The sequence below is a fragment of the Methylobacterium sp. CCH7-A2 genome, assembly GCF_001557075.1.
Lineage (GTDB): Bacteria > Pseudomonadota > Alphaproteobacteria > Rhizobiales > Beijerinckiaceae > Allobosea > Allobosea massiliensis.
Genome location: NZ_LSKN01000138.1, coordinates 1 through 19395 on the forward strand (window position 1 = coordinate 1; position 19395 = coordinate 19395).

The 19395-nt window shown below is 67.2% G+C and carries 23 protein-coding genes; 2 read left to right on the forward strand and 21 right to left on the reverse strand.

Annotated elements, in window-relative coordinates; translation table 11 throughout:
* The first annotated feature begins 171 nt into the window (after positions 1–171).
* Entirely contained in the window at positions 172–513 is a 342-nt protein-coding gene (locus AX750_RS12190; protein ID WP_066734569.1) for a hypothetical protein, read from the forward strand.
* Between the two features lie 143 nt (positions 514–656).
* Here AX750_RS12190 and AX750_RS12195 read toward each other — a convergent pair whose 3' ends face one another.
* From AX750_RS12195 to AX750_RS12240, 10 genes are all read right to left on the reverse strand, one after another.
* Complete coding sequence (locus AX750_RS12195; protein WP_066734567.1) at positions 657–2759, reverse strand: M3 family metallopeptidase; 2103 nt, start codon at positions 2757–2759, stop codon at positions 657–659.
* Between the two features lie 44 nt (positions 2760–2803).
* A complete protein-coding gene (locus AX750_RS12200) occupies positions 2804–3556 on the reverse strand; it encodes a hypothetical protein (protein WP_066734565.1) in 753 nt (250 codons plus the stop codon).
* A complete protein-coding gene (locus tag AX750_RS12205; RefSeq protein ID WP_066734563.1) occupies positions 3553–4455 on the reverse strand; it encodes a PhzF family phenazine biosynthesis protein in 903 nt (300 codons plus the stop codon). Before AX750_RS12205 ends, AX750_RS12200 begins: the two co-directional genes overlap by 4 nt.
* A gap of 5 nt (positions 4456–4460) precedes the next feature.
* The gene (locus AX750_RS12210; protein WP_066734561.1) at positions 4461–5576 is read right to left on the reverse strand and encodes a hypothetical protein; all 1116 of its coding nucleotides are present in this window, start codon (positions 5574–5576) and stop codon (positions 4461–4463) included.
* Between the two features lie 5 nt (positions 5577–5581).
* Positions 5582–6430: a pyridoxal kinase PdxY gene (gene pdxY, locus AX750_RS12215; protein WP_066734559.1), complete on the reverse strand. Its 849-nt coding sequence runs from the start codon at positions 6428–6430 to the stop codon at positions 5582–5584.
* 92 nt (positions 6431–6522) lie between these two features.
* Positions 6523–6930: a nuclear transport factor 2 family protein gene (locus tag AX750_RS12220; protein WP_066734557.1), complete on the reverse strand. Its 408-nt coding sequence runs from the start codon at positions 6928–6930 to the stop codon at positions 6523–6525.
* A gap of 81 nt (positions 6931–7011) precedes the next feature.
* Positions 7012–8097, reverse strand: a complete 1086-nt coding sequence (locus tag AX750_RS12225) for a PAS domain-containing sensor histidine kinase (protein ID WP_245282383.1) — start codon at positions 8095–8097, stop codon at positions 7012–7014.
* 150 nt (positions 8098–8247) lie between these two features.
* The gene (locus tag AX750_RS12230) at positions 8248–9279 is read right to left on the reverse strand and encodes an ABC transporter substrate-binding protein (protein ID WP_156449995.1); all 1032 of its coding nucleotides are present in this window, start codon (positions 9277–9279) and stop codon (positions 8248–8250) included.
* 178 nt (positions 9280–9457) lie between these two features.
* Complete coding sequence (locus AX750_RS12235) at positions 9458–10246, reverse strand: ABC transporter permease (protein WP_066734554.1); 789 nt, start codon at positions 10244–10246, stop codon at positions 9458–9460.
* Complete coding sequence (locus AX750_RS12240) at positions 10243–11130, reverse strand: ABC transporter ATP-binding protein (RefSeq protein WP_156449996.1); 888 nt, start codon at positions 11128–11130, stop codon at positions 10243–10245. Before AX750_RS12240 ends, AX750_RS12235 begins: the two co-directional genes overlap by 4 nt.
* A 203-nt stretch (positions 11131–11333) precedes the next feature.
* On the opposite strand from AX750_RS12240, the gene AX750_RS12245 reads away from it, so the two are divergent.
* The gene (locus AX750_RS12245) at positions 11334–11876 is read left to right on the forward strand and encodes a DedA family protein (RefSeq protein WP_066734551.1); all 543 of its coding nucleotides are present in this window, start codon (positions 11334–11336) and stop codon (positions 11874–11876) included.
* Positions 11877–12049: 173 nt separating this feature from the next.
* Here AX750_RS12245 and AX750_RS12250 read toward each other — a convergent pair whose 3' ends face one another.
* The 11 genes from AX750_RS12250 to AX750_RS12295 form a co-directional block, all read right to left on the reverse strand.
* Positions 12050–12283 (reverse strand): hypothetical protein, encoded by a 234-nt coding sequence (locus AX750_RS12250; RefSeq protein ID WP_066734548.1) that lies wholly within the window; start codon positions 12281–12283, stop codon positions 12050–12052.
* Between the two features lie 23 nt (positions 12284–12306).
* Complete coding sequence (locus AX750_RS25990) at positions 12307–12483, reverse strand: hypothetical protein (RefSeq protein WP_156449997.1); 177 nt, start codon at positions 12481–12483, stop codon at positions 12307–12309.
* A 192-nt stretch (positions 12484–12675) separates the two neighbouring features.
* Positions 12676–13695, reverse strand: coding sequence for a ketol-acid reductoisomerase (ilvC, locus tag AX750_RS12255; protein ID WP_066734546.1), 1020 nt, complete (start codon positions 13693–13695; stop codon positions 12676–12678).
* A 27-nt stretch (positions 13696–13722) separates the two neighbouring features.
* The gene (locus AX750_RS12260; protein ID WP_066734544.1) at positions 13723–14391 is read right to left on the reverse strand and encodes a TetR/AcrR family transcriptional regulator C-terminal domain-containing protein; all 669 of its coding nucleotides are present in this window, start codon (positions 14389–14391) and stop codon (positions 13723–13725) included.
* A gap of 113 nt (positions 14392–14504) precedes the next feature.
* Positions 14505–14717: a hypothetical protein gene (locus AX750_RS12265; protein ID WP_066734538.1), complete on the reverse strand. Its 213-nt coding sequence runs from the start codon at positions 14715–14717 to the stop codon at positions 14505–14507.
* A 9-nt stretch (positions 14718–14726) separates the two neighbouring features.
* Complete coding sequence (locus tag AX750_RS25515; RefSeq protein WP_082735374.1) at positions 14727–15155, reverse strand: type II toxin-antitoxin system PemK/MazF family toxin; 429 nt, start codon at positions 15153–15155, stop codon at positions 14727–14729.
* A complete protein-coding gene (locus AX750_RS12275; RefSeq protein WP_066734536.1) occupies positions 15067–15387 on the reverse strand; it encodes an AbrB/MazE/SpoVT family DNA-binding domain-containing protein in 321 nt (106 codons plus the stop codon). The genes AX750_RS25515 and AX750_RS12275 overlap by 89 nt, the downstream gene beginning before the upstream one ends.
* A gap of 54 nt (positions 15388–15441) precedes the next feature.
* Positions 15442–15981: an acetolactate synthase small subunit gene (gene ilvN, locus AX750_RS12280; protein ID WP_066734535.1), complete on the reverse strand. Its 540-nt coding sequence runs from the start codon at positions 15979–15981 to the stop codon at positions 15442–15444.
* Positions 15978–16691, reverse strand: coding sequence for a glutathione S-transferase family protein (locus tag AX750_RS12285; RefSeq protein ID WP_066734534.1), 714 nt, complete (start codon positions 16689–16691; stop codon positions 15978–15980). The genes ilvN and AX750_RS12285 overlap by 4 nt, the downstream gene beginning before the upstream one ends.
* Positions 16688–17395, reverse strand: coding sequence for an aspartate/glutamate racemase family protein (locus AX750_RS12290; protein WP_066734533.1), 708 nt, complete (start codon positions 17393–17395; stop codon positions 16688–16690). Before AX750_RS12290 ends, AX750_RS12285 begins: the two co-directional genes overlap by 4 nt.
* Before the next feature lie 123 nt (positions 17396–17518).
* On the reverse strand, positions 17519–19282 hold the full coding sequence (locus AX750_RS12295) for an acetolactate synthase 3 large subunit (protein WP_066734531.1): 1764 nt from the start codon (positions 19280–19282) through the stop codon (positions 17519–17521).
* Between the last annotated feature and the right edge of the window lie 113 nt (positions 19283–19395).

Below are 19395 nucleotides of genomic sequence, written 5' to 3' on the forward strand. Positions count from 1 at the left end.
GCACCCACAGCGCAACGTTTGCCTCTCCCTCCCCACCGCAAGCGGGGGGAGGGAGAGGCAAACGTTGCGCTGTGGGTGCTGGGAAAGACCAATCGACATGAGATCGACCCACCACTTTGCCCGCCCGCGGGAATCGGTCATCCTCGCGGCGACCCGATGCCGGAGCCCGCCATGCGCGCCTTTGCCCTGCCCTTCGTCGCCCTCGCCTTCGGCCTCGCCGCCTGCCAGACCGCGACCGTCGCGACGCCCCCGGCCCCGCCGCCCGAGCAGGCCGGCGCCGGCGTCACGCCCAACACCTTCCGCATGCCCTCGGGGACGGGCTGCTCCGGCGAGGTCGAGCGCTTCCAGGCGGTGATCGACAACGATCTCGCCACCGGCCACACCACCAAGGGCGTGCACACGCGGGTCTCGGCCGAGATTTCGACGGCCCGCTCGACCTGCGCCGCCGGCAACGAGGGCGGCGCGATCGGCCAGATCCGCGCGACGAAGGCGCGGTTTGGGTATCCGGGGTAAAGCGCCTTCCCTTCTCCCCTCGGGGGAGAAGGTGGCAGCGCGAAGCGCTGACGGATGAGGGCAGTCATGCGCTGACCTGCCATCCGTCCCTCATCAGTCTGCTTCGCAGACACCTTCTCCCCCGAGGGGAGAAGGAATTTTCCCTAAGCCGCCAGCCCCCGCTTCTCCAGCAGCGCGTCCGGCGTCGGCAGCCGACCGCGGAACAGCCGGTAGGCTTCCGCTGCGTCGCGGGTGTCGCCGGCGGAATAGATGTAGCGCTTCAGCTTGCCCACCAGCTCCGGCGAAAACACGTCGCCGGTCTCCAGGAAGGCGTTGAAGGCGTCGGCGTCCATCACTTCCGACCAGAGATAGCTGTAATAGCCGGCCGAATAGCCGTCGCCCGAGAAGACATGGGTGAAATGCGGCGTGCGGTGGCGCATCACCATGCCCTCGGGCATGCCGAGCCGTGCCAGTTCCGCCTTTTCGAAGGCGAGCGCGTCGATCTCGCCGGGCTCCTCCAGCGAATGGAAGGCGAGGTCGACCAGCGCCGAAGAGGTGTATTCCACCGTGGCGCAGCCCTGGTTGAAGGTCTGGGCCCGCTTGATCGTCTCGATCAGCGCGTCAGGGATCGGCTCGCCCGTATCGGCATGCAGGCAATAGCGCTGCATCACCTCCTTGGTCAGGAACCAGTGCTCGTAGAGCTGCGAGGGCAGCTCGACGAAGTCGCGCGACACCGCCGTGCCGGCGAGCGAACCATAGGTCACGTCCGACAGCAGCCCGTGCAGGGCATGGCCGAATTCGTGGAACAGCGTGCGCGCATCGTCGATCGAGAGCAGCGCCGGCTTGCCCTCCGCCGGCTTGGCGAAATTGCAGACATTGACGATGATCGGGCGGACCTCGCCGCCGAGCTTGCGCTGGCCGCGGAAGGCGCTCATCCAGGCGCCCGAGCGCTTCGAGGGACGGGCGAAGTAGTCGCCGATGAACAGGCCGATATGGCGACCGGTCGCGCTCTCCGTCACCTCCCAGATCCGCACATCCGGATGATAGCCCGAAAGGTCAGTCCGCGCCGCAAAGGACAGGCCGAACAGCCGGCCGGCGACGTCGAAGGCGGCCGCAATGATCCGGTCGAGCTGGAGATAGGGCTTCAGCACGGCTTCATCGAGCGCATAGGTCTTCTGGCGGACCTTCTCGGCATAGTGGCGCCAGTCGGAGGGGCGGATCGGGCCGTTCTCACCTTCCGCCTGCGCCAACGCCGCGAGATCGGCCGCCTCTTGGGCCGCCCGCGCCTTGGCTGGCGTCCAGACCAGCTCGAGCAGCTCGCGGACATTCTCCGGCGTCTTCGCCATGGTGTCGTCGAGCTTGAAATGCGCGAAGGTCGCATAACCCAGAAGCTTCGCCTTCTGCGCCCGCAGCTTGACCATTTCGGCCACGATGGCGCGGTTGTCGCTGTCACCGCCGTTCTCGCCGCGCTTGCCCCAGGCGGCGAAGGCCTCCTCGCGCAGGTCGCGGCGCGTCGAGAAGGTCAGGAAGGGCTCGATCACCGAGCGCGACAGCGTCACCGCATGCTGGCCGGGATGGCCGCGATCCGCCGCCGCCCGCGCCATCGCGGCGAGCAGGAAGGGCGGCAGCCCGTCGAGCCCCGCCTTGTCTTCGATCATCAGGGCGTAGGAGGATTCGTCCTTCAGAACGTTCTGGCTGAACTGGGTGCCAAGCGCCGCCAGCCGCTCGTTGATCGCCGCCAGCCGCGCCTTGTCCTCCGCGCCGAGCTGCGCGCCCGAGCGGATGAAGCCGCGATGCGTCCGCTCCAGCAGCCGCGCCTGTTCGGAATCGAGGCCGAGCGCCTCGCGCTTGGCGAAGACCGCATCGACCCGCGCGAACAGGCCTTCATTCATCATGATCGCCGACCAGTGGCGCGAGGTCAGCGGCGAAAGCGCCCGCTCGATCGCCTGCAGTGCCTCGTTGGTGTCGGCCCCGGCGAGGTTGTAGAACACGCCCCCGACGCGCGAGAGCGCCCGCCCCGCCCGCTCCAGCGCCTCGATCGTATTGGCGAAATCCGGCGCCGCCGGATCGGCCACGATCGCGGCGATCTCCTCCCTGTGCTTCGCCAGCGCCGCCTCGAAGGCCGGCTGGATATGCTCCGGCCTGATCGCCGAAAAGGGCGGCAGGCCGAAGGGCGTCTCCCAGCGCGCCGCGAAGGGGTTGTCGGCCGGCAGCGGCAAGGCTTCGGGAGCAAGTGCTTCGAGAGCGAGGGCTTCGGACGCGGTCATGGCGGGGCTTTCGGCTGGCGGCGGCGGAGGGATCGAAAGGCCGATCACTCCCGCGCGAAGATATGGCTGAGATAGGGCTTCATGAAGACCGCCATGCGGTGCCGGTCGCAATCGGCCGGGCTGCGCAGGATCACGATGTCGTCGAGCTCCTGCTCGGCGAGACCGGCCATCCGCGACAGCATCAGCGCGCGCGCCTCCTCGGCGGGAAGATCGATGGTCAGGGGGCGCATGAAGGCGACGCGGCCGGGCGTGAACACCGTATGCCAGCCCTCCCCGACCACGACATCGCTCGCGGCCAGGCCGGTTTCCTCGGCGAGTTCGCGCAGCACGCTGCCGGCGAGATCGACCGTGCCGTCGTCGCGGACATCGCTGCGGTCGGGCGTGCCGGCGGCGAAATAGACCATGCCGCCATTGGCGGTGTGGTTGCTCATCCGCCCGCAGAGGAAGGCCCCGTCGCGGGCCCGCAAAGCGCCCATGGCGAAGCCGTTGCGCAGCGCCGGGCCGGGATGGCCGGCGTCGCGCCAGGTCATGAAGGCGGCGTAGTCGGTCTCGAAATAGCGGGCCTGGAACACGCCATCGGTGATCGCCGCACGATGCTGGAGCAGGATGCGCCCGTTGAACATCGCGGGCTTCCCGGCGCTGATCTTCGCCCAATGCGCCGCGATCTCGTCCACGTTCTCGCGGGCGAAAGCCCAGTCATAGGGCGCGATCCGCGCATCGACGCTGTCGACACGGGCGATGTGCCCGTCCGCGAAACGCTCGATGTCGTTGCTCTCCAGGCTCGACGCACCCGTCACAGCAGCACGCCCTCGCTGATGACGACGGCAGATCCGCCGATCCGCGCCGAAACCAGCGCGCCCTGCGCCACCGTCAGCTCCAGCGTGATCTGCGAGGGCCGGCCCATCTCATAGCCCTGCTCGATGACGAAGCGGTTCTCGCCATCGCCGGGCTTGTCGAAGGCCATGATCGCCCCGGCGAAGGCCGCCGAGGCCCCACCCGTCGCCGGATCCTCGACGATGCCCGCCCCAGGCCAGAACATGCGGGCGTGATAGTGATGCCCGGCCTCGACCGTCTCGCGGCAATAGACAAAGGCATTGGGATGGGCAGCCGGCGTCATCACGGCATCCCAACGGCCGAGATCGAGCGCGATCGCGCCGATCGTGGAGAGATCGGCCACCGGCACCATGGTGAAGGGCACGCCGGCCGAGAACACAGCCGGGCGGTGGCCGGGAAGGCCGATGCGGCCGGGCTCGAGCCCGAGCACCGCGGCGATCTCGGCGGCGGCGGGCGCGGCCTCGCCCTCCTGCGGCAGGCGCGGCAGGGTGAAGGTCGCCTGCCCCGTCCGCTCGCCGGAGACGGCGACCGCGCAGGGCACGCGGCCGATCGTCTCCTCCAGCACCAGGATGTCGGCGCCGCGCCCCTCGGCCCGGTCGCGCAGAGCGAGCAGAACCGCGGTGCCGACGGTCGGGTGCCCGGCGAAGGGCAGTTCGCGGCCGGGCGTGAAGATGCGCAACGCCGCGCGGTGGCCGGCCTCGGCCGGCGGCTGAACGAACACCGTCTCCGACAGGTTGAACTCGCGCGCGATCGCCTGCATCGCCGCCGTGTCGAGCCCGTCCGCGTCGAGCACCACCGCCAGAGGATTGCCGGCCTGGGGCGTGGCGGTGAAGACGTCGAGCGTGACGAAGCGGCGGGCCATGGCTGTCAGGTCCTCGGAAGGGTCAGGTCGATCGTCAGCGGGCAGTGGTCGGAGGCCTTGGGCCGGTCCCAGCCGACGCGCGGATAGCGGTCGGCCGAGGTCGCCAGCCGCGCCATCGAGCGGTCGGGTTCACGCGGATCGAGCGGCACGCGATAGGGCAGACCAAGCCGGATCATCTGCAGCGCCGGATGCGGATTGGCCGCCGCCAGCGCCGGCGAGAGCAGGATATGGTCGAGCGGCATATGCGTCTCGACCAGTTGCTCGCGCGCTTCCGACCAGTAGCGGCGGAAATGCGTCCAGCGCTCATGCGCGGGCAGCGTCTCCATCGGATCGATGGCAAAATTGTCCAGCAGCGGCTCGATGCCGCTCTCCCCCTCGTCGATGCGCTCGGCCAGCGGCCCGAGCCCGTAGCGATAGGCGTTGAGGTCGCCCAGCACGATCCAGTTCGCCTCGCGCCAGCCCTCGCCGAAGCGCTGCTTGATCAGCCCCTTGACCGCCCGCGCCTCGGCCCGGCGCACGGGGAGCGTCGCCACCCGGCCGTCGTCGCGGCCATTGTTCATCGATTTGAAGTGGCAGCCGAAGAGGGAGAGGCTTCGGTCGCCGAAATCGAGCTCCACATGCAGGCAGTCGCGCGCGAAGACCTTGCCGTCGGGGCCGATCCCGAGCGCGGCGAGATCGCGATCATGCACGCCGGCCGCCGCGAAACTGAGATCCTTGTGCGAGCGCACGCTCACCCGCTGCGGCGCCAGCAGATCGCGCCGTGCCGCAAATCCGATGTCGATGTTGCGGCGGTCATTGCCGTCCAGCAGCGTGAAATGGCCGTAGCGGTGGTCGGCGATGCGGTGGACGTAATTGGCGAAGAAGGCCTGCAGGCTCGCCAGCGAGTCGACCTCCTGCAGCATCCAGAGATCGGCCTTCGCCTCCGCCAGGGCGAGCGCCGTCATCTGGCGCTTGTCGTCCTCCAGCGCGACCGCGAGCGAGCGCTCGACCGCGTCGCGCTCGTCGACGCGGGGGAAATGGAACAGCGACATGGCGGGCGCGGTGTCGCTGCGCTCGCCCGAGGAGAAGCGATGGCGCGTCAGCAGGTTCTCGACGTTGAAGGTGCCGACGCGCAGTTTCATGCGGCTCAGAGCGTCTCGGGCACGAACTGGTGCGATGGCGTCACGAACTCGTCCTGCGCCGCCACCGTCAGGATCTCGCGGGAGCCCGCCTCTTTGGTGCGCTTGAGCAGGCCGTAGATCGAGGCCGCGGCCTTGGCCAGCGCGGCGGCCGCGGACTCCTCGCGCAGATAATGCACGAAGAACAGCGCCGCGATCGCATCTCCCGCCCCGTTGACGCTGACATCGAGCTTGGGCGTGCGGACGCGGAAGGCGCCCTTCGCGTCGGCGGCCATCAGGTCGATCGAATCGTCGGGTGTTTCGTCGGTGACGAGCGAGGTCACGAGCACGACCTTCGGCCCGGCATCGCGCAGCGCCTCGACCGCACGGTGCGCATCCGCGATCGTGCGGATCTCGATATCGGTCAGCAATTCGAGCTCGAACTGGTTGGGCGTGACGATGTCGGCTGCCGGCAGCGCCTGCTCGCGCATGAACTCGGGGATGCCGGGCCGCACGAAGACGCCGCGGCCGACATCGCCCATCACGGGGTCGCAGCAATAGACCGCCTTGGGGTTCGAGGCGCGCACGCGCTCCACGGCGGACAGGATCGCATGGCCGATATCGGCCGAGCCCATATAGCCCGAGAGCACGCCGGTGCAGGAGGGCAGCACGCCGCGCTCGGCGATGCCCTCCATCACCTCGTCGATCATGCCGCCGTCGAAGACACGGCCTTTCCAGGCGCCGTAGCCGGTGTGGTTGGAGAACTGCACGGTATGGATCGGCCAGACCTCGACGCCCAGGCGCTGCATGGGGAAGACGGCGGAGGCGTTGCCGACATGGCCATAGGCGACATGCGACTGGATCGAGAGGATGTTCATGAGGGTCCCGGCGGTGTCTTGGGGCGCAAGCTCTAGCCGCTCGTCCGGCCGGACGGCAAATCGAAAGCCGTCATGGCCGCCATCACCAAAGCTCAGGCCGCGCTCACCCGCGCGATGCCGGCGGTATCCGTGAACTGCGTCACGCTGGCGACCTTGCCCTCCTTGATCGTGAAGATATCGACGATCTCGAAATGCCCGCTGCGGCCGCTCGGCTTGCAGGCGACGTCGGCCCGCCAGTGCAGAATCGCCCGGTCACCATCGACCGTGAGGCCGAGTTCCTCGACATTGCTGAAGACGTAAGCCGCGATCAGCCCGGCCATCTGCTCGCGCACGGCCTCGAGACCGTCAGGCTGCCGGAAGGTCTCGGCGACGGCGGGACCGCCGACGAGCCGATAGCGGCATTGCGGGTGGAAGAAGCCCATCAGCGCGTCGAGATCGCCGCGGTGGCGCGCGGCATAGGCCTCGCGGATCAGGGCCTTGGTCGCGCTGTCGTCGGCCATGCCATCTCTCCCAGCGTCAGGGGCCGCAGTGTCGCGCCGAGGAGCGAGGGAGTCCAGAGCGGTAGATCGCACCGCACGGCGTCAGGTAGACGGATTTTCGCGCGGCAGGAGCTTATCCATGGTCGTCGCCAGACGGTAGCGGAAGCCCTCGGGCGCATAATCGAGGGTCGCCTCCCCGCCGAATTTCTGCGCCGCGACACGCTCGATCAGCCGCGATCCGAAGCCGGCGCGGCTGGGCGCCTTCACCGGCGGGCCGCCATGCTCGACCCATTCGAGCCGGAAGGGTTCTTCGCTGCCGCCAAGCCCCGCCTGCCAGCTCAGCGCGACGCGGCCGCCCTCGACCGACAGCGCGCCGTATTTGATTGCGTTGGTGATGAGCTCGTTGATCGCGAGCGCCAGCGTGAGGGCGTGATCGGCCCCGAGTTCGATCGCAGGGCCGGAAACCACGAGACGGCCTTCGGCAACCCCATGCGGGGCGAGCGCGCTGCGGATGACCTCGCCGATCGGCGCCCCGCTCCAGCTCGACTGGGTCAGGATGTCATGCGCCTGGCCGAGCGTCGCGATCCGCTCGCTGAAGGTCGCCTGCGCCGCCTGGAGCGTCGGCGCCGAGCGGAAGGTCTGGCTGGCGACGGCCGACACCATCGCCATCACATTCTTCATGCGATGCGCCAACTCGGCGTTGAGCAGCCGCGCATCGCGCTCCGCCTTCACCTTGCCGGTGGTCTCGATGACGGTGTCGATGACGCCGACGACGACGCCGGTCTCGTCCCGGACGGGGCTGTAGCAGAAGGTGAACCAAGTCTGCTCCGGCCGGCCGAAACGCTCCAGCACCAGAGGCATGTCCTCGAAATAGCTCGCCTCGCCGGCCATCGCCTTTTCCGCGACCGGCCGCAACTCGTCCCAGACTTCCGGCCAGACCTCCCCGACGGGCCGCCCGAGCGCCTCGGGCTTCGTGCCGAGCAGGGGTCGGTAGCCGTCATTGTAGAGGCTGATCAGCTCCGGCCCCCAGAACAGGCATTTCGGGAAGCGGGAATTCACCATCAGCCCGACGGTGACCTTGAGCGCCGTGGGCCAGTCCGCCAAGGGGCCCAGCGGGGTGTTCGCCCAATCATGCTCTCGGATGGCTGCGCCCATGACGCCGCCGCCGGTCAGAAAATCATCGCTCACGCGCGCTGGTACCAAAGCTTCCTTGTCGGAACTCCAAGGCGGTTTTGTCGCGGGTGTAAATTCGCCGCAGGCGGCGGGAGCGGGAATACCGCGTCCGCCGCTCGCTTTTGGGGCGGATCCGGCAAAAATGCCACATCCGCCCGTGGCCGGTCAGCTGCCGGAGGACGCCTTCTTGGCGAAGCTGTCGATGAAGGTCTTGCTCAGATCGACATTCGACGAGGCCAGCTCCGGATCGAGCAGCTTGAGCGCGTCATACATGCTCTTCATCGCGTCGGGCGTGGAGATGCCGGTGCGCGAATAGCTCTCGAGCGAGTTCTTCACCGCGCGGAGGTACAGAGGCTTGTCACCGAGATGGTATTCGGCCGGAACGAGGTCGGCGACATCCTCGGGCTTCGCGGTCTCCAGCCATTTCAGCGACTTGACGAAGGCGTTGACCAGCTTCTGCGTGGTGACCGGGTTCTTCTCGGCGAAATCGTGCTTGAGATAGAGCACGGCGGCCGGGTTGGACCCGCCGAACAGTGCCTTGGTCCCGGCCTCGGTGCGCGTGTCGATCAGCGCGACGACATCGCCATCGGCCTCGAGCTTCGAGGTTACGGGGTCGAGATGCGAGATGATGTCGACCTGCTTCTGCTTCATCGCGGCGACCGCGCTGGCGCCGGCGCCGACGCCGATGATCGGGGCGTCGCTGGCCTTCAGCCCGGCCTTGATCATGGCGTATTGCGCCGTCAGCGCCGTCGAGGATCCCGGCGCGGTGACGCCGATCTTGAGGCCCTTGAAATCGGCCGCCGACTTGATCTTGTCGGCGAGGTCCTTGCGCACCGCGATGGTGATGCCGGGGAAGCGCCCGAGCTCGACGACCGCGCGGATGTCCTGGCCCTTGGCCTGCATCCGGATCGTATGCTCATAGGCGCCGGTGACGACGTCGACCGATCCGCCGACCAGAGCCTGCAGCGACTTCGCGCCACCGCCGAAATCGTTGATCTCGACGTCGAGCCCCTGCTCCTTGAAGAAGCCCTTCTTCTCCGCGACCGTCAGCGGCAGATAATACAGAAGCTGCTTGCCGCCGACGCCGAGCGTCAGCTTGGGCTTCTCGGCGTTCTGCGCGAAGGCCGCCAGCGGTGAAAGGCCGAGCGCGGTGCCGAAAGCGAGCGCAGCCAGCGCCGCGCGGCGTGAAATCGTCATGGGTGTTCCTCCGGTTGAGCTGATGAGCGCCTCTTTCGGACGCGTTGGAAGCGAGGATAGGCGGGGTCGGGGCGGTCGAGCAAGAACGGCGTCATTCTCGGGCGAAGCGAAGCGCAGACCCGAGAATCGCCAGGGAGAGATGCTCGGGTCTGCGCCCGAGCGTGACGCGGCTTCAGCCTCACACCGTCGTGGAACTCTGTCCCGGTCGCCAGACCAGCAGCCGCTTCTCGACCATCGTCACCACGGAATCGATCGCGATCACGAACATCGCCAGGATGAGCATGCCGGAGAACACACCGGTGACATCGAAGACGCTCTCGGCCTCGTGGATCTTGTAGCCGAGCCCGGCCGAGGAGCCGAGATATTCGCCGACCACGGCGCCGACCAACGCGAAGCCGACCGAGGTGTGGAGCGACGAGAACATCCAGGTCAGCGCCGAGGGCCAATAGACGTGACGGAAGAGCTGGCGCTCGTTCATGCCCAGCATGCGGGCATTGGCCAGCACCGTCGGCGAGACCTCGCGTACGCCCTGATAGACGTTGAAGAAGACGATGAAGAACACCAGCGTGAAGCCGAGCGCGACCTTCGACCAGATGCCCAAGCCGAACCAGAGCGCGAAGATCGGCGCCAGCACGACGCGCGGCAGGGCGTTGGCGGCCTTGATATAGGGGTCGAACACCGCCGCCAGCAGCTCGTTGCGGGCGAAGGTGAAGCCGAACAGGATGCCGGCCGCCGAGCCGATGACGAAGGCCAGCACTGTCTCGGTCAGGGTGATGCCGAGATGCCAGTAGATCTCGCCACCGGTGAGCTGCGTCCAGGTCCGCGACAGCACGGCGCCCGGCGTCGAGAAGAAGAACTGCGTCGTCTTGACGTCGCCGAACAGGCTGGTCGTGGTGACGAGGTGCCAGACCGCCAGGAAGACGACCATCACCAGCGCCTGCAGGATGAGGAGCTTCGCGCGTTTCATGCTCCGGCTCCCCCGACCAGTTCCTTGCCCTCGCCCATCGCATAGGCCTTCTGCACCTCGACGCGCAGCGACACCCAGATGTCGCGGTGGATCTCGTGGAAGGCCTTTTCCAGCCTGATCTCGGCGATGTCGCGCGGGCGCGGCAGCGGGACGCGGTAATCGGCGACGATGCCCGCGGCGGGGCCGGCCGACATCACCACGACGCGGTCGGACAGCGCGATCGCCTCCTCCAGATCATGGGTCACGAAGATCAGCGCCTTGCGGTCGCGCGACCAGAGATCGAGCAGGAGATTGCCCATGATCTGCCGCGTCTGTGCGTCGAGCGGCCCGAAGGGTTCGTCCATCAGCAGGATCTCGGGATCGCGGATCAGCATCTGCGCCAGCGCCACGCGCTTGCGCTGCCCGCCCGAGAGCATGTGCGGGTAGCGGTCGACGAAAGCGCGCAGGCCCACCCGCGCCAGCCAGTCGCGCGCGCGCCGGTCCGCCTCGGCGTCAGACACGCCCATCGGCTCGAGCGCGACCTTGACATTGTCGAGCGCCGTCTTCCACGGCATCAGTGCATCGGCCTGGAACAGATATCCGGCCCGGCGGTTCAGCCCCGCCAATGGCTGGCCGAAGATCGTCACCGTACCGGCCGAGGGGGTCAGGAGCCCCGCAGCCGCGTTCAGCAGCGTCGACTTTCCGCAACCGGTGGGGCCGACGACGGAAACGAACTCGCCCGCCGCCACGGACAGGTCGATGCCAGTCACCGCCTGATAGCGGCTGCCGCCTTCGAGATGAAACGTAATGTCCAGGCCGCCGAGCGTGACGGCCGGCGGCGTACCGGCCTGTGGCGACGACAAGTCCTGTCCCGCATCCAGATGCAGGCGATTGGCGAGCTCCATGCAGTCCGTTTCCTCGTCGATATCGGGCGCTCTTGCGGCGCCGGCCGAAGCCTATCGGCACTGTTGACGGGGAGATTAGGCGATCGATCCGGGAAGGCAAACCACCATGGCGGAGTCTGCAGCGGATGGGGCTGCGACGATGGTTGCATCGTGGCGCGCGGACGGCCATAAGCGCGCGCCCTCACACGCGATCCGGATCAGGAATGGCTCAGCTCGAACTCTGGATGCAGACGCTCGTCGAGTTCATGCGCGCCAACCAGGAATGGGCGATCCCGATCGTCTTCCTGATCGCGTTTTGCGAATGCGTCGCGATCCTGTCCTGGCTGGTGCCGGCGACGGTGTTCTTCACGGCCTTTGGCGCGGTGGCCGGGGTCTCCGGTTTGAACCTCGCCCCTCTCGCGCTCGCGGCCTCGGCCGGCGCAGGTTTCGGCTTCTGGATATCCTACTGGGCCGGCCTGGTTCTGGGGCCGCGCGTCGACGACTACTGGCCCTTCCGCGACAATCCGCAGATGCTCGAGCGTGGACATGCCTTCTTCGAAAAATGGGGCGTCGCCAGCATCCTGATCGGCCATTTCTTCGGCCCGCTGCGGGCTGTCGTCGCGATCGTCGCCGGCATCGTGAAGATGCCGTTCTGGCCTTTCCAGATCGCCAACTGGCTGGCCTCGCTGGCCTGGGGCTTCAGCCTGATCTATGGCGGCGGCACGCTCGCCGAGATGGCGAAGCAGGGCACGCTTTTCGTCCGCTGATCGCGCCGTCAGGCGAGCCCGAACACGACGGCGACGAGCAGGGCGAGAGAGGCAATCAGTCCTGCGCCCGCCACGACCGGGCTGTGAATCATCCGCGAGATCGTCATCGCAGCCTCCTGAAACGCTCAACCGAAACATGGCGCCCATGGGCGCCGATCGGACGCGAAGATCCGTCACGCCACCATTTCAACCACCATCCACGCGATGACGGCGAGCACCAGACCGCCGATCAGCACCATCAGAACCGGCACGCCCTTGAACCCCTGCCGGGCCTCGACAGGCGTCTCGACAGCCGGACTGGCATTGGTGTGATCATCGGCGCGCATCGGCGGAACGGGTGCGCCGCCCGGCCGGCTGTCGCTCTGAGCCTGCGCGCGCTGTTCGGCATCATTGTTGAGATGGGTCATGGCGGCTCTCCTCGGCTTGTGGCTCAGCCCGGGATCAGGGCGATGAAAGTGTTGAACAGGACCGCCAGGAACAGCCCGCCGAGAAGGCCACTCATGAGCGGCCAGTCATCGCCGCCTTCGGCTTCAGCGACCCGAGCGCGACGATCCTGCCGGCTGTCCTGCCGTGTCCGCTGCTCGGCTGTCTCGTGATGGCCCATCATCGCCCGCTCCCGCCTGTTCGTTCGCAGGACAGAACGCGCCGTTAACCTCTCGGTTCCGGAAGGCGGCAGGAACGGCCGCTCCCGCCCATGAAAAAGGCGGGCGCATCCCTGCACCCGCCCATACAAACGTCGATGAAGCAGCGACTTGGCGGGCGATCCTGAATCGCCGCGCCAGCCGCCTGAATCGGCGTCTCAGTTCTTGGTCTTGTCCACGAGCGCCTTGGCCTTGATCCAGGGCATCATGTCGCGGAGCTTGGCGCCGACCTCCTCGATCGGGTGCGCGGCGTAGCGGGCGCGGGTCGCCTTGAACGAGGTCTGGTTGACCTTGTTCTCCAGCATCCAGTCGCGGGTGAACTTGCCCGACTGGATGTCGCTCAGCACGCGCTTCATCTCGGCCTTGGTCTCGGCGGTGATGATGCGCGGGCCGGTGACGTACTCGCCATACTCAGCCGTGTTCGAGATCGAGTAGTTCATGTTCGCGATGCCGCCCTCATAGATCAGGTCGACGATCAGCTTCACCTCGTGGAGGCACTCGAAATAGGCCATCTCGGGGGCGTAGCCCGCTTCCGTCAGCGTCTCGTAGCCGGCCTTGATCAGCTCGACGAGGCCGCCGCAGAGCACGACCTGCTCGCCGAACAGGTCCGTCTCGCACTCCTCCTTGAAGGTGGTCTCGATGATGCCGGCGCGGCCGCCGCCATTGGCCGAGGCATAGGACAGGCCGAGGTCATGGGCGTTGCCGGTAGCGTCCTGGTGGATCGCGATCAGGGTCGGCACGCCGCCGCCGCGCTGATACTCGGAGCGCACGGTGTGGCCGGGGCCCTTCGGGGCGACCATCAGCACGTCGAGATCCTTGCGCGGCTCGATCAGGTTGAAATGCACGTTGAGGCCGTGCGCGAACAGAAGAGCTGCGCCCTGCTTCATGTTGCCGTGCAGTTCGTCGCGATAGATATCGCCCTGCAGCTCGTCGGGGGTCAGCATCATCATCACGTCGGCTTCCTTGGCGGCTTCCGACGGCGTCAGAACCTTGAAGCCGGCCTCTTCGGCCTTCTTGCGCGTGGCCGAGCCGGCCTTCAGCGCGATGATGATGTCCTTCACGCCGGAATCGCGCAGGTTCAGCGCATGGGCATGGCCCTGGGAGCCGTAGCCGACGATGCAGACCTTCTTGCCCTTGATCAGATTGATGTCGGCATCACGATCGTAATAGACGCGCATGGGAGTGTCCTTCCTTGGGTTGGTTGTTCAGGAACGGGTGGTTTCTTCGGACCCCCGTGGCGGGACCCGCCCGCCGTAGAGGGTGAGGAACTGGTCGGTGGCGCGGGCGGCGTCGCGCTCGATCTCGTCGCGCGAGAGCGTCAGCGTATCGCCCAGCAGCAGCCGGATCTGCACGTCGCGACCGACGAGGCCGAAGAAGCTGCGGAAGGCCGTCTCGGAGTCTTCGAACGCCAGCAATCCCGCCTCGCGCCCGGCCTCCAGCACCGGTCGCAGCCGTTCGCCGATGGCGAAGCGGCCATTGGCGAGAACGATCCCGCCGAGATTGCTCTTGCGCGAGGCCGCATGGCCGATCGCCAGCCGGTTCAGCGCAATCGAGGTCGGGCTCGAAATCACGGTCAGCCAGGTCGCGGCGAAACCCTTGAGGCTGTCGCGCAGCGTCGCGATGTCCAGTGTCGGGCGGTCGTAGCGGCCGGCCCTCACCCGCGCCGCCTGCCAACGCACCGTCGCGGTCAGCAGGCCGTCACGATCGCCGAACCATTTGTAGAGCGTTTCCTTCGAGCAGCTCGCGCGGCGTGCGACGGCCGTCATGGTGAGCTGGTCCCCCTCCTCCACCATCAGCGACAGCACGGCATCGAGCACGGCCTGCTGCCGGGCCGTGGGCTCGTCCGTCTCTGGCAGGGAGGGCGTCGTCGTCATGCGCTGTGGAAGACCAGTGAAAGTCCGTACCGTACGTTACGGTTCGGCTCTCTAGCGCAGCCCTCGCCGGCGCGCAAGCGGCATCGCCGGACGGTGCGAGCGCTAGCCCCGGCCTAGCCCCCGCCCGCCTGCTGGCTCGCAATCCGCTGCAGGAAGATTGCCGCCGCCGTCAGCACGAAGCCCGCCCACCAGAGTGGCGAGCGCAGGCTGGAGCCGCTGGCCGGAGCCTCGACGGACGCGGCGCCCCGCAGGCGCTGCAGGATCGGCCAGAGGAAGCATCCGAGGCCGGCAAGGCCGAGCCCGAGCGAGATTTGTTCGAGGGTCATGGTCACAGCCTACCGCGCGAAAGGGGCCTGGGACTGGCTAAGGAACATCGTCAGCGCTTCGACCGCCAATGCGACGACCTCGTTGGGCAGGCGCCCGATGAACCGCAGCAATCTCTGGTCGCGATCAATCATCCGGGCCTGATCGATGAGGATCGCGCCGCTCACGACGCAGTCGGCCGGGATGATAATCTTCGTCGGCCATGCCTGCTGGTTCGTCGTGATCGGGCAGACCAGCGAGCGTAGAGACACGCTGTGCAGACGATCATCGGAAAGCACCACGACGGGTCGACGGCCGGCTTGCTCCGTCCCCCTCACGGGATCGAGATCGGCCCAGAAGACATCCCCTCGCTCAGGCGCCTTTCGGCCGGGGATTGTAATCGTCATAGATGACCTCCGAGCCGACGTCAGGGCCCCAGTCGACGTCATCCTTCGGAGCATTCGCCAGCCCACCCAGCCGCTCCGCCTCGGCCACCATCCACTCGATGGTGATCGGGTCCGGCATGTTATTCAGTTCGCGGACGGATTGAGCGATTGGAGCCCTGAGCGTCATCGTCCGCTTGTCCACCGACACGTCGACCGTCATCCCCGGCTTCAACCCGAGCTGCTCGACCACGGCTTTGGGCAAGCGCACGGCCGTGCTGTTGCCCCATTTGGCGACCTGGACCTTCATGGCGCGCCTCCTTGCCGGATATCCGTAACACTTGGCCCGGATATCCGCAAAAAGCTACATCGCCTCGGGGCCGCGGCTCATGGCGGCGATGCCGGTGCGGGAGACCTCGGTCAGCCCCACCGCGGTCATCAGCTTGATGAAGCGCTCGATCTCCTCGGTCGTGCCGGTCAGCTCGAACACGAAGGAGGTCAGCGAGGCGTCGAGCGTGCGCGCCCCGAAGGCCGCCGCCAGCCGCATCGCCTCGACGCGGTGCTCACCCTTGCCCACCACCTTGACCAAAGCCAGCTCGCGTTCGAGTGCCTCGCCCTGGAGCGTCAGGTCGACGACGCGATGGACGGGCACGAGCCGGTCGAGATGCGCCTTGATTTGGTCGATCACGGCCGCGGTCCCGGAGGTCACGACGGTGATGCGCGAGAGATGCTTCTCGTGCTCGGTCTCGGAAACCGTCAGGCTCTCGATGTTGTAGCCGCGGCCCGAAAACAGCCCGGCGATCCGCGCCAGGACGCCCGGCTCGTTGTCGACGATCACGGCCAGGGTGTGCCGGGCGATCGGCTGGGCGATAGGGGCGTTGGGGTAATGCGACGACGTGTTCATGGAGAGACCCGGCTGCGGCTGAGAAAGGAACGATGGTCAGTGATGACGGGCTCGTCGGCCTCGTCCTCGGCGATGATCCAGGGCTCGGCGAAGGCCGCCATCCGCCAGGACACATAACCCTTCGTGGCCTGAACGGCTTCGCAATAGGCACCGCTGACGTCGTCGGGACGGATGCCGTAGCCGGTGAAGCGGGCCGTGACCGGCGCGAACATGGCGTCCGCCGCCGAGAAGGCGCCGAACAGGAAGGGCCCGCCGGCGCCGAAACGCGCCCGCGCCTCGTTCCAGATCGCGGCGATGCGCGCCACATCGGCGGCGACCTTCGGCCCGCGATCGCGCGGGGGATGAACCCAGGCGAGGTTCATCGGGCAGGCGCTGCGCAGGGCCTGGAAGCCGGCATGCATCTCCGCCGAGATCGAGCGCGCCATCGCCTTCGCCGCAGGGTCGCGCGGCCAGATCGCCAGATCGGGGCGGGTGTCGGCGACATGATCCAGGATCGCCAGCGATTCCCAGACCCGGATCTCGCCGTCGATCAGCGCCGGCACCTTGCCGGCCGGCGTGAAGGCGGCGATCGCCCGCTTCCAGTCGGGATCGTCGAAGGTCTGGCCGAAGGGGATCAGCACCTCCTCGAAGGGGATGCCGAACTCGGTCAGCAGCAGCCAGGGCCGCAGCGACCAGGAGGAGTGGTTCTTGTTGGCGATGACGAGTTTCATGCCGCCTGGCTCTCTGCAGCGAGGGCAAAATCGAGCGCGGTCTCGACATGGAGCGCGGTGGTGTCGAACACCGGCAGGTCGAGGTCGTCCTGCCCGATCAAAAGACCGATCTCGGTGCAGCCGAGGATGACGCCATCGGCGCCCTGCCCTGCGGCCTCGGCGATGATCGCGAGATAACGCGCCTTCGAAGCGGGCTCGATTCGGCCGCGGCAAAGCTCCTCATAGATGACGCGGTGAACCTCGGTCCGCTGCGCCTCCTCGGGCACCATAGCCTCGATCCCGAAGGCGGCGAGCCGGCCGAGATAGAAGCGCTGCTCCATGGTGAAGCGCGTCGCCAGCAGCAGCGGCCGGCGGACACCCCGGCGCTTCACCGCCTTGGCGGTGACGTCGGCAAGATGCAAGAACGGGACGCGCGTCGCCGCCGTGATGCGGTCAGCCACCTTGTGCATGGTGTTGGTGCAGAGAACGATGCACCCCGCCCCGGCCCGCTCCAGCCGCAGCGCGCTGTCCGCCAGCAGGGCGCCCGCGCCCTCCCAGTCGCCTTGTGCCTGCATTTCAGCGACCGGCGCGAAGTCCAGCGAGTGCAGCAAAATATCGGCCGAATGCAGCCCGCCCTGCCGCGCCCGCACGCCCTCGTTGAGCAGCCGGTAATAGACAGCCGTCGATTCCCAGCTCATCCCGCCGATCAGGCCGATGGTCGTCATGGTGTCCCTCCCCCGCCATGCCAGCCTCGTCATTCTCGGGCTTGACCCGAGAATCTCGCGCAGGATGAAACAACCCATCCGGCCTGAGATGCTCGGTTCAAGTCCGAGCATGACGGTGCGGTCTCACACCAGCTGCTTGCCCTTGGCGTCGATGATCTCGCCCGTGTCGCCGTCGAAATCGGGCAGGATCATCTCGTTATGGGCTTTGCCTGACGGGATCATCGGGAAGCAGTTCTCCTCCTTGGCGACGAGGCAGTCGAAGATCACGGGCTTGGGCGTCTCGATCATTTCCATGATCGCATCGTCGAGCAGCGCCGGGTCCGAGCAGCGGATGCCGTGGCCGCCATAGGCCTCGGCCAGCTTCACGAAATCGGGCAAGGACTCCGAATAGCTCTCGGAATAGCGGCCGCCATGCAGCAGTTCCTGCCACTGGCGCACCATGCCCATATACTCGTTGTTGAGGATGAAGATCTTGATCGGCAGCCGGTACTGCACCGCCGTCGACATCTCCTGCATGTTCATCAGGATCGAGGCCTCGCCGGCGACGTCGATGACCAGGGCCTTCGGGTGCTTGAGCTGCACGCCAATGGCGGCCGGCAGACCATAGCCCATCGTCCCGAGTCCGCCGGAGGTCATCCAGCGGTTCGGCTCCTGGAACTGGAGATACTGAGCCGCCCACATCTGGTGCTGGCCGACCTCGGTCGTGATGTAGGTTTCACGGTCCTTCGTCAGCGCCTGCAGCCGCTCCAGCGCGTATTGCGGCTTGATGATCGTGTCCGAGCGCTTGTAGGCGAGGCTCTTGCGACCGCGCCAGCCGTCGATCTGCGTCCACCAGGCGGCCAGCGCCGTCTTGTCGACCTGCGGAGAGGTTTCGCGCCAGACGCGAACCATATCCTCCAGCACATGGGCGCAGTCGCCGACGATCCCGATATCGACCTTGACCGTCTTGTTGATCGAGGACGGATCGATATCGACATGGATCTTCCGCGAGCGCGGCGAGAAGCCGTCCAGCCGCCCGGTGATGCGATCGTCGAAGCGCGCGCCGATATTGATCATGACGTCGCAGTCATGCATCGCGAGGTTGGCCTCGTAGGTGCCGTGCATGCCGAGCATCCCCAGCCACTGCTTGTCGGCCGCCGGAAAGGCGCCGAGACCCATCAGCGTCGAGGTGACGGGGAAGCCGGTCAGCCGCGCCAGTTCGCGCAGCAGCGCCGAGGCATGCGGGCCGGCATTGATGACGCCGCCGCCGGTGTAGAACACCGGCTTCTTGGCGCTCGCCATCAGCGCGACGGCGGCCTTGATCTTGGCGAGGTCGCCCTTGACGGTGGGGCGATAGGTCTTGTGCTGGTTGTCGCGCGGCCGGCTGTAGAGCCCGCTGGCGAACTGGATATCCTTCGGGATGTCGATGACGACCGGGCCGGGGCGGCCGTTGGACGCGACATAGAAGGCCTCGTGAAGGATGCGCGGCAGGTCCGCGATGCTCTTAACCAGATAGTTGTGCTTGGTGCAGGAGCGCGTGATGCCGACCGTGTCGCATTCCTGGAATGCGTCGGAGCCGATCAGATGGGTCGGGACCTGGCCGGTGATGACGACGAGCGGGATCGAATCCAGCAGCGCATCCGTCAGCCCGGTCACGGCGTTGGTTGCGCCAGGGCCGGAGGTGACGAGCACGCAGCCGACCTTGCCGGCCGTCGAACGGGCATAGCCCTCGGCGGCGTGGACAGCGCCCTGCTCGTGACGGACGAGGACGTGCTTGACCTTGTCCTGCTGAAACAGCGCGTCATAGATCGGCAACACGGCGCCGCCGGGATAGCCGAACAGATGTTCGACGCCCTGGTCCTGAAGCGCGCGGACGACCATTTCGGCACCGGTCATCATCTCGCTCATAACGGTCTCCTGCGGCAGCTCGGGGAAGGTGGGAAGGTCGAAAACGGGCAATAAAAAAGGCCCTCAAGGGGCCTGGACGTGCGCTGGCGTCGGGGTTGACGCGGCTCCCTGCG

Excerpts from the sequence above, each read along its gene's own strand:
- pdxY (WP_066734559.1), bottom strand. The coding sequence starts at position 6,430 with ATGAACATCCTCTCGATCCAGTCGCATGTCGCCTATGGCCATGTCGGC.
- AX750_RS12265 (WP_066734538.1), bottom strand. The coding sequence starts at position 14,717 with ATGACCCTCGAACAAATCTCGCTCGGGCTCGGCCTTGCCGGCCTCGGA.
- AX750_RS12240 (WP_156449996.1), bottom strand. The coding sequence starts at position 11,130 with ATGGAGCTCGCCAATCGCCTGCATCTGGATGCGGGACAGGACTTGTCG.
- AX750_RS25990 (WP_156449997.1), bottom strand. The coding sequence starts at position 12,483 with ATGATGGGCCATCACGAGACAGCCGAGCAGCGGACACGGCAGGACAGC.
- AX750_RS12190 (WP_066734569.1), top strand. The coding sequence starts at position 172 with ATGCGCGCCTTTGCCCTGCCCTTCGTCGCCCTCGCCTTCGGCCTCGCC.
- AX750_RS12245 (WP_066734551.1), top strand. The coding sequence starts at position 11,334 with ATGGCTCAGCTCGAACTCTGGATGCAGACGCTCGTCGAGTTCATGCGC.
- AX750_RS12205 (WP_066734563.1), bottom strand. The coding sequence starts at position 4,455 with ATGGCCCGCCGCTTCGTCACGCTCGACGTCTTCACCGCCACGCCCCAG.
- AX750_RS12275 (WP_066734536.1), bottom strand. The coding sequence starts at position 15,387 with ATGAAGGTCCAGGTCGCCAAATGGGGCAACAGCACGGCCGTGCGCTTG.
- AX750_RS12285 (WP_066734534.1), bottom strand. The coding sequence starts at position 16,691 with ATGAAACTCGTCATCGCCAACAAGAACCACTCCTCCTGGTCGCTGCGG.
- AX750_RS12260 (WP_066734544.1), bottom strand. The coding sequence starts at position 14,391 with ATGACGACGACGCCCTCCCTGCCAGAGACGGACGAGCCCACGGCCCGG.
- AX750_RS12210 (WP_066734561.1), bottom strand. The coding sequence starts at position 5,576 with ATGAAACTGCGCGTCGGCACCTTCAACGTCGAGAACCTGCTGACGCGC.
- AX750_RS25515 (WP_082735374.1), bottom strand. The coding sequence starts at position 15,155 with ATGCTCCGAAGGATGACGTCGACTGGGGCCCTGACGTCGGCTCGGAGG.
- AX750_RS12195 (WP_066734567.1), bottom strand. The coding sequence starts at position 2,759 with ATGACCGCGTCCGAAGCCCTCGCTCTCGAAGCACTTGCTCCCGAAGCC.
- ilvN (WP_066734535.1), bottom strand. The coding sequence starts at position 15,981 with ATGAACACGTCGTCGCATTACCCCAACGCCCCTATCGCCCAGCCGATC.
- ilvC (WP_066734546.1), bottom strand. The coding sequence starts at position 13,695 with ATGCGCGTCTATTACGATCGTGATGCCGACATCAATCTGATCAAGGGC.
- AX750_RS12290 (WP_066734533.1), bottom strand. The coding sequence starts at position 17,395 with ATGACGACCATCGGCCTGATCGGCGGGATGAGCTGGGAATCGACGGCT.
- AX750_RS12230 (WP_156449995.1), bottom strand. The coding sequence starts at position 9,279 with ATGACGATTTCACGCCGCGCGGCGCTGGCTGCGCTCGCTTTCGGCACC.
- AX750_RS12235 (WP_066734554.1), bottom strand. The coding sequence starts at position 10,246 with ATGAAACGCGCGAAGCTCCTCATCCTGCAGGCGCTGGTGATGGTCGTC.
- AX750_RS12295 (WP_066734531.1), bottom strand. The coding sequence starts at position 19,282 with ATGAGCGAGATGATGACCGGTGCCGAAATGGTCGTCCGCGCGCTTCAG.
- AX750_RS12250 (WP_066734548.1), bottom strand. The coding sequence starts at position 12,283 with ATGACCCATCTCAACAATGATGCCGAACAGCGCGCGCAGGCTCAGAGC.
- AX750_RS12220 (WP_066734557.1), bottom strand. The coding sequence starts at position 6,930 with ATGGCCGACGACAGCGCGACCAAGGCCCTGATCCGCGAGGCCTATGCC.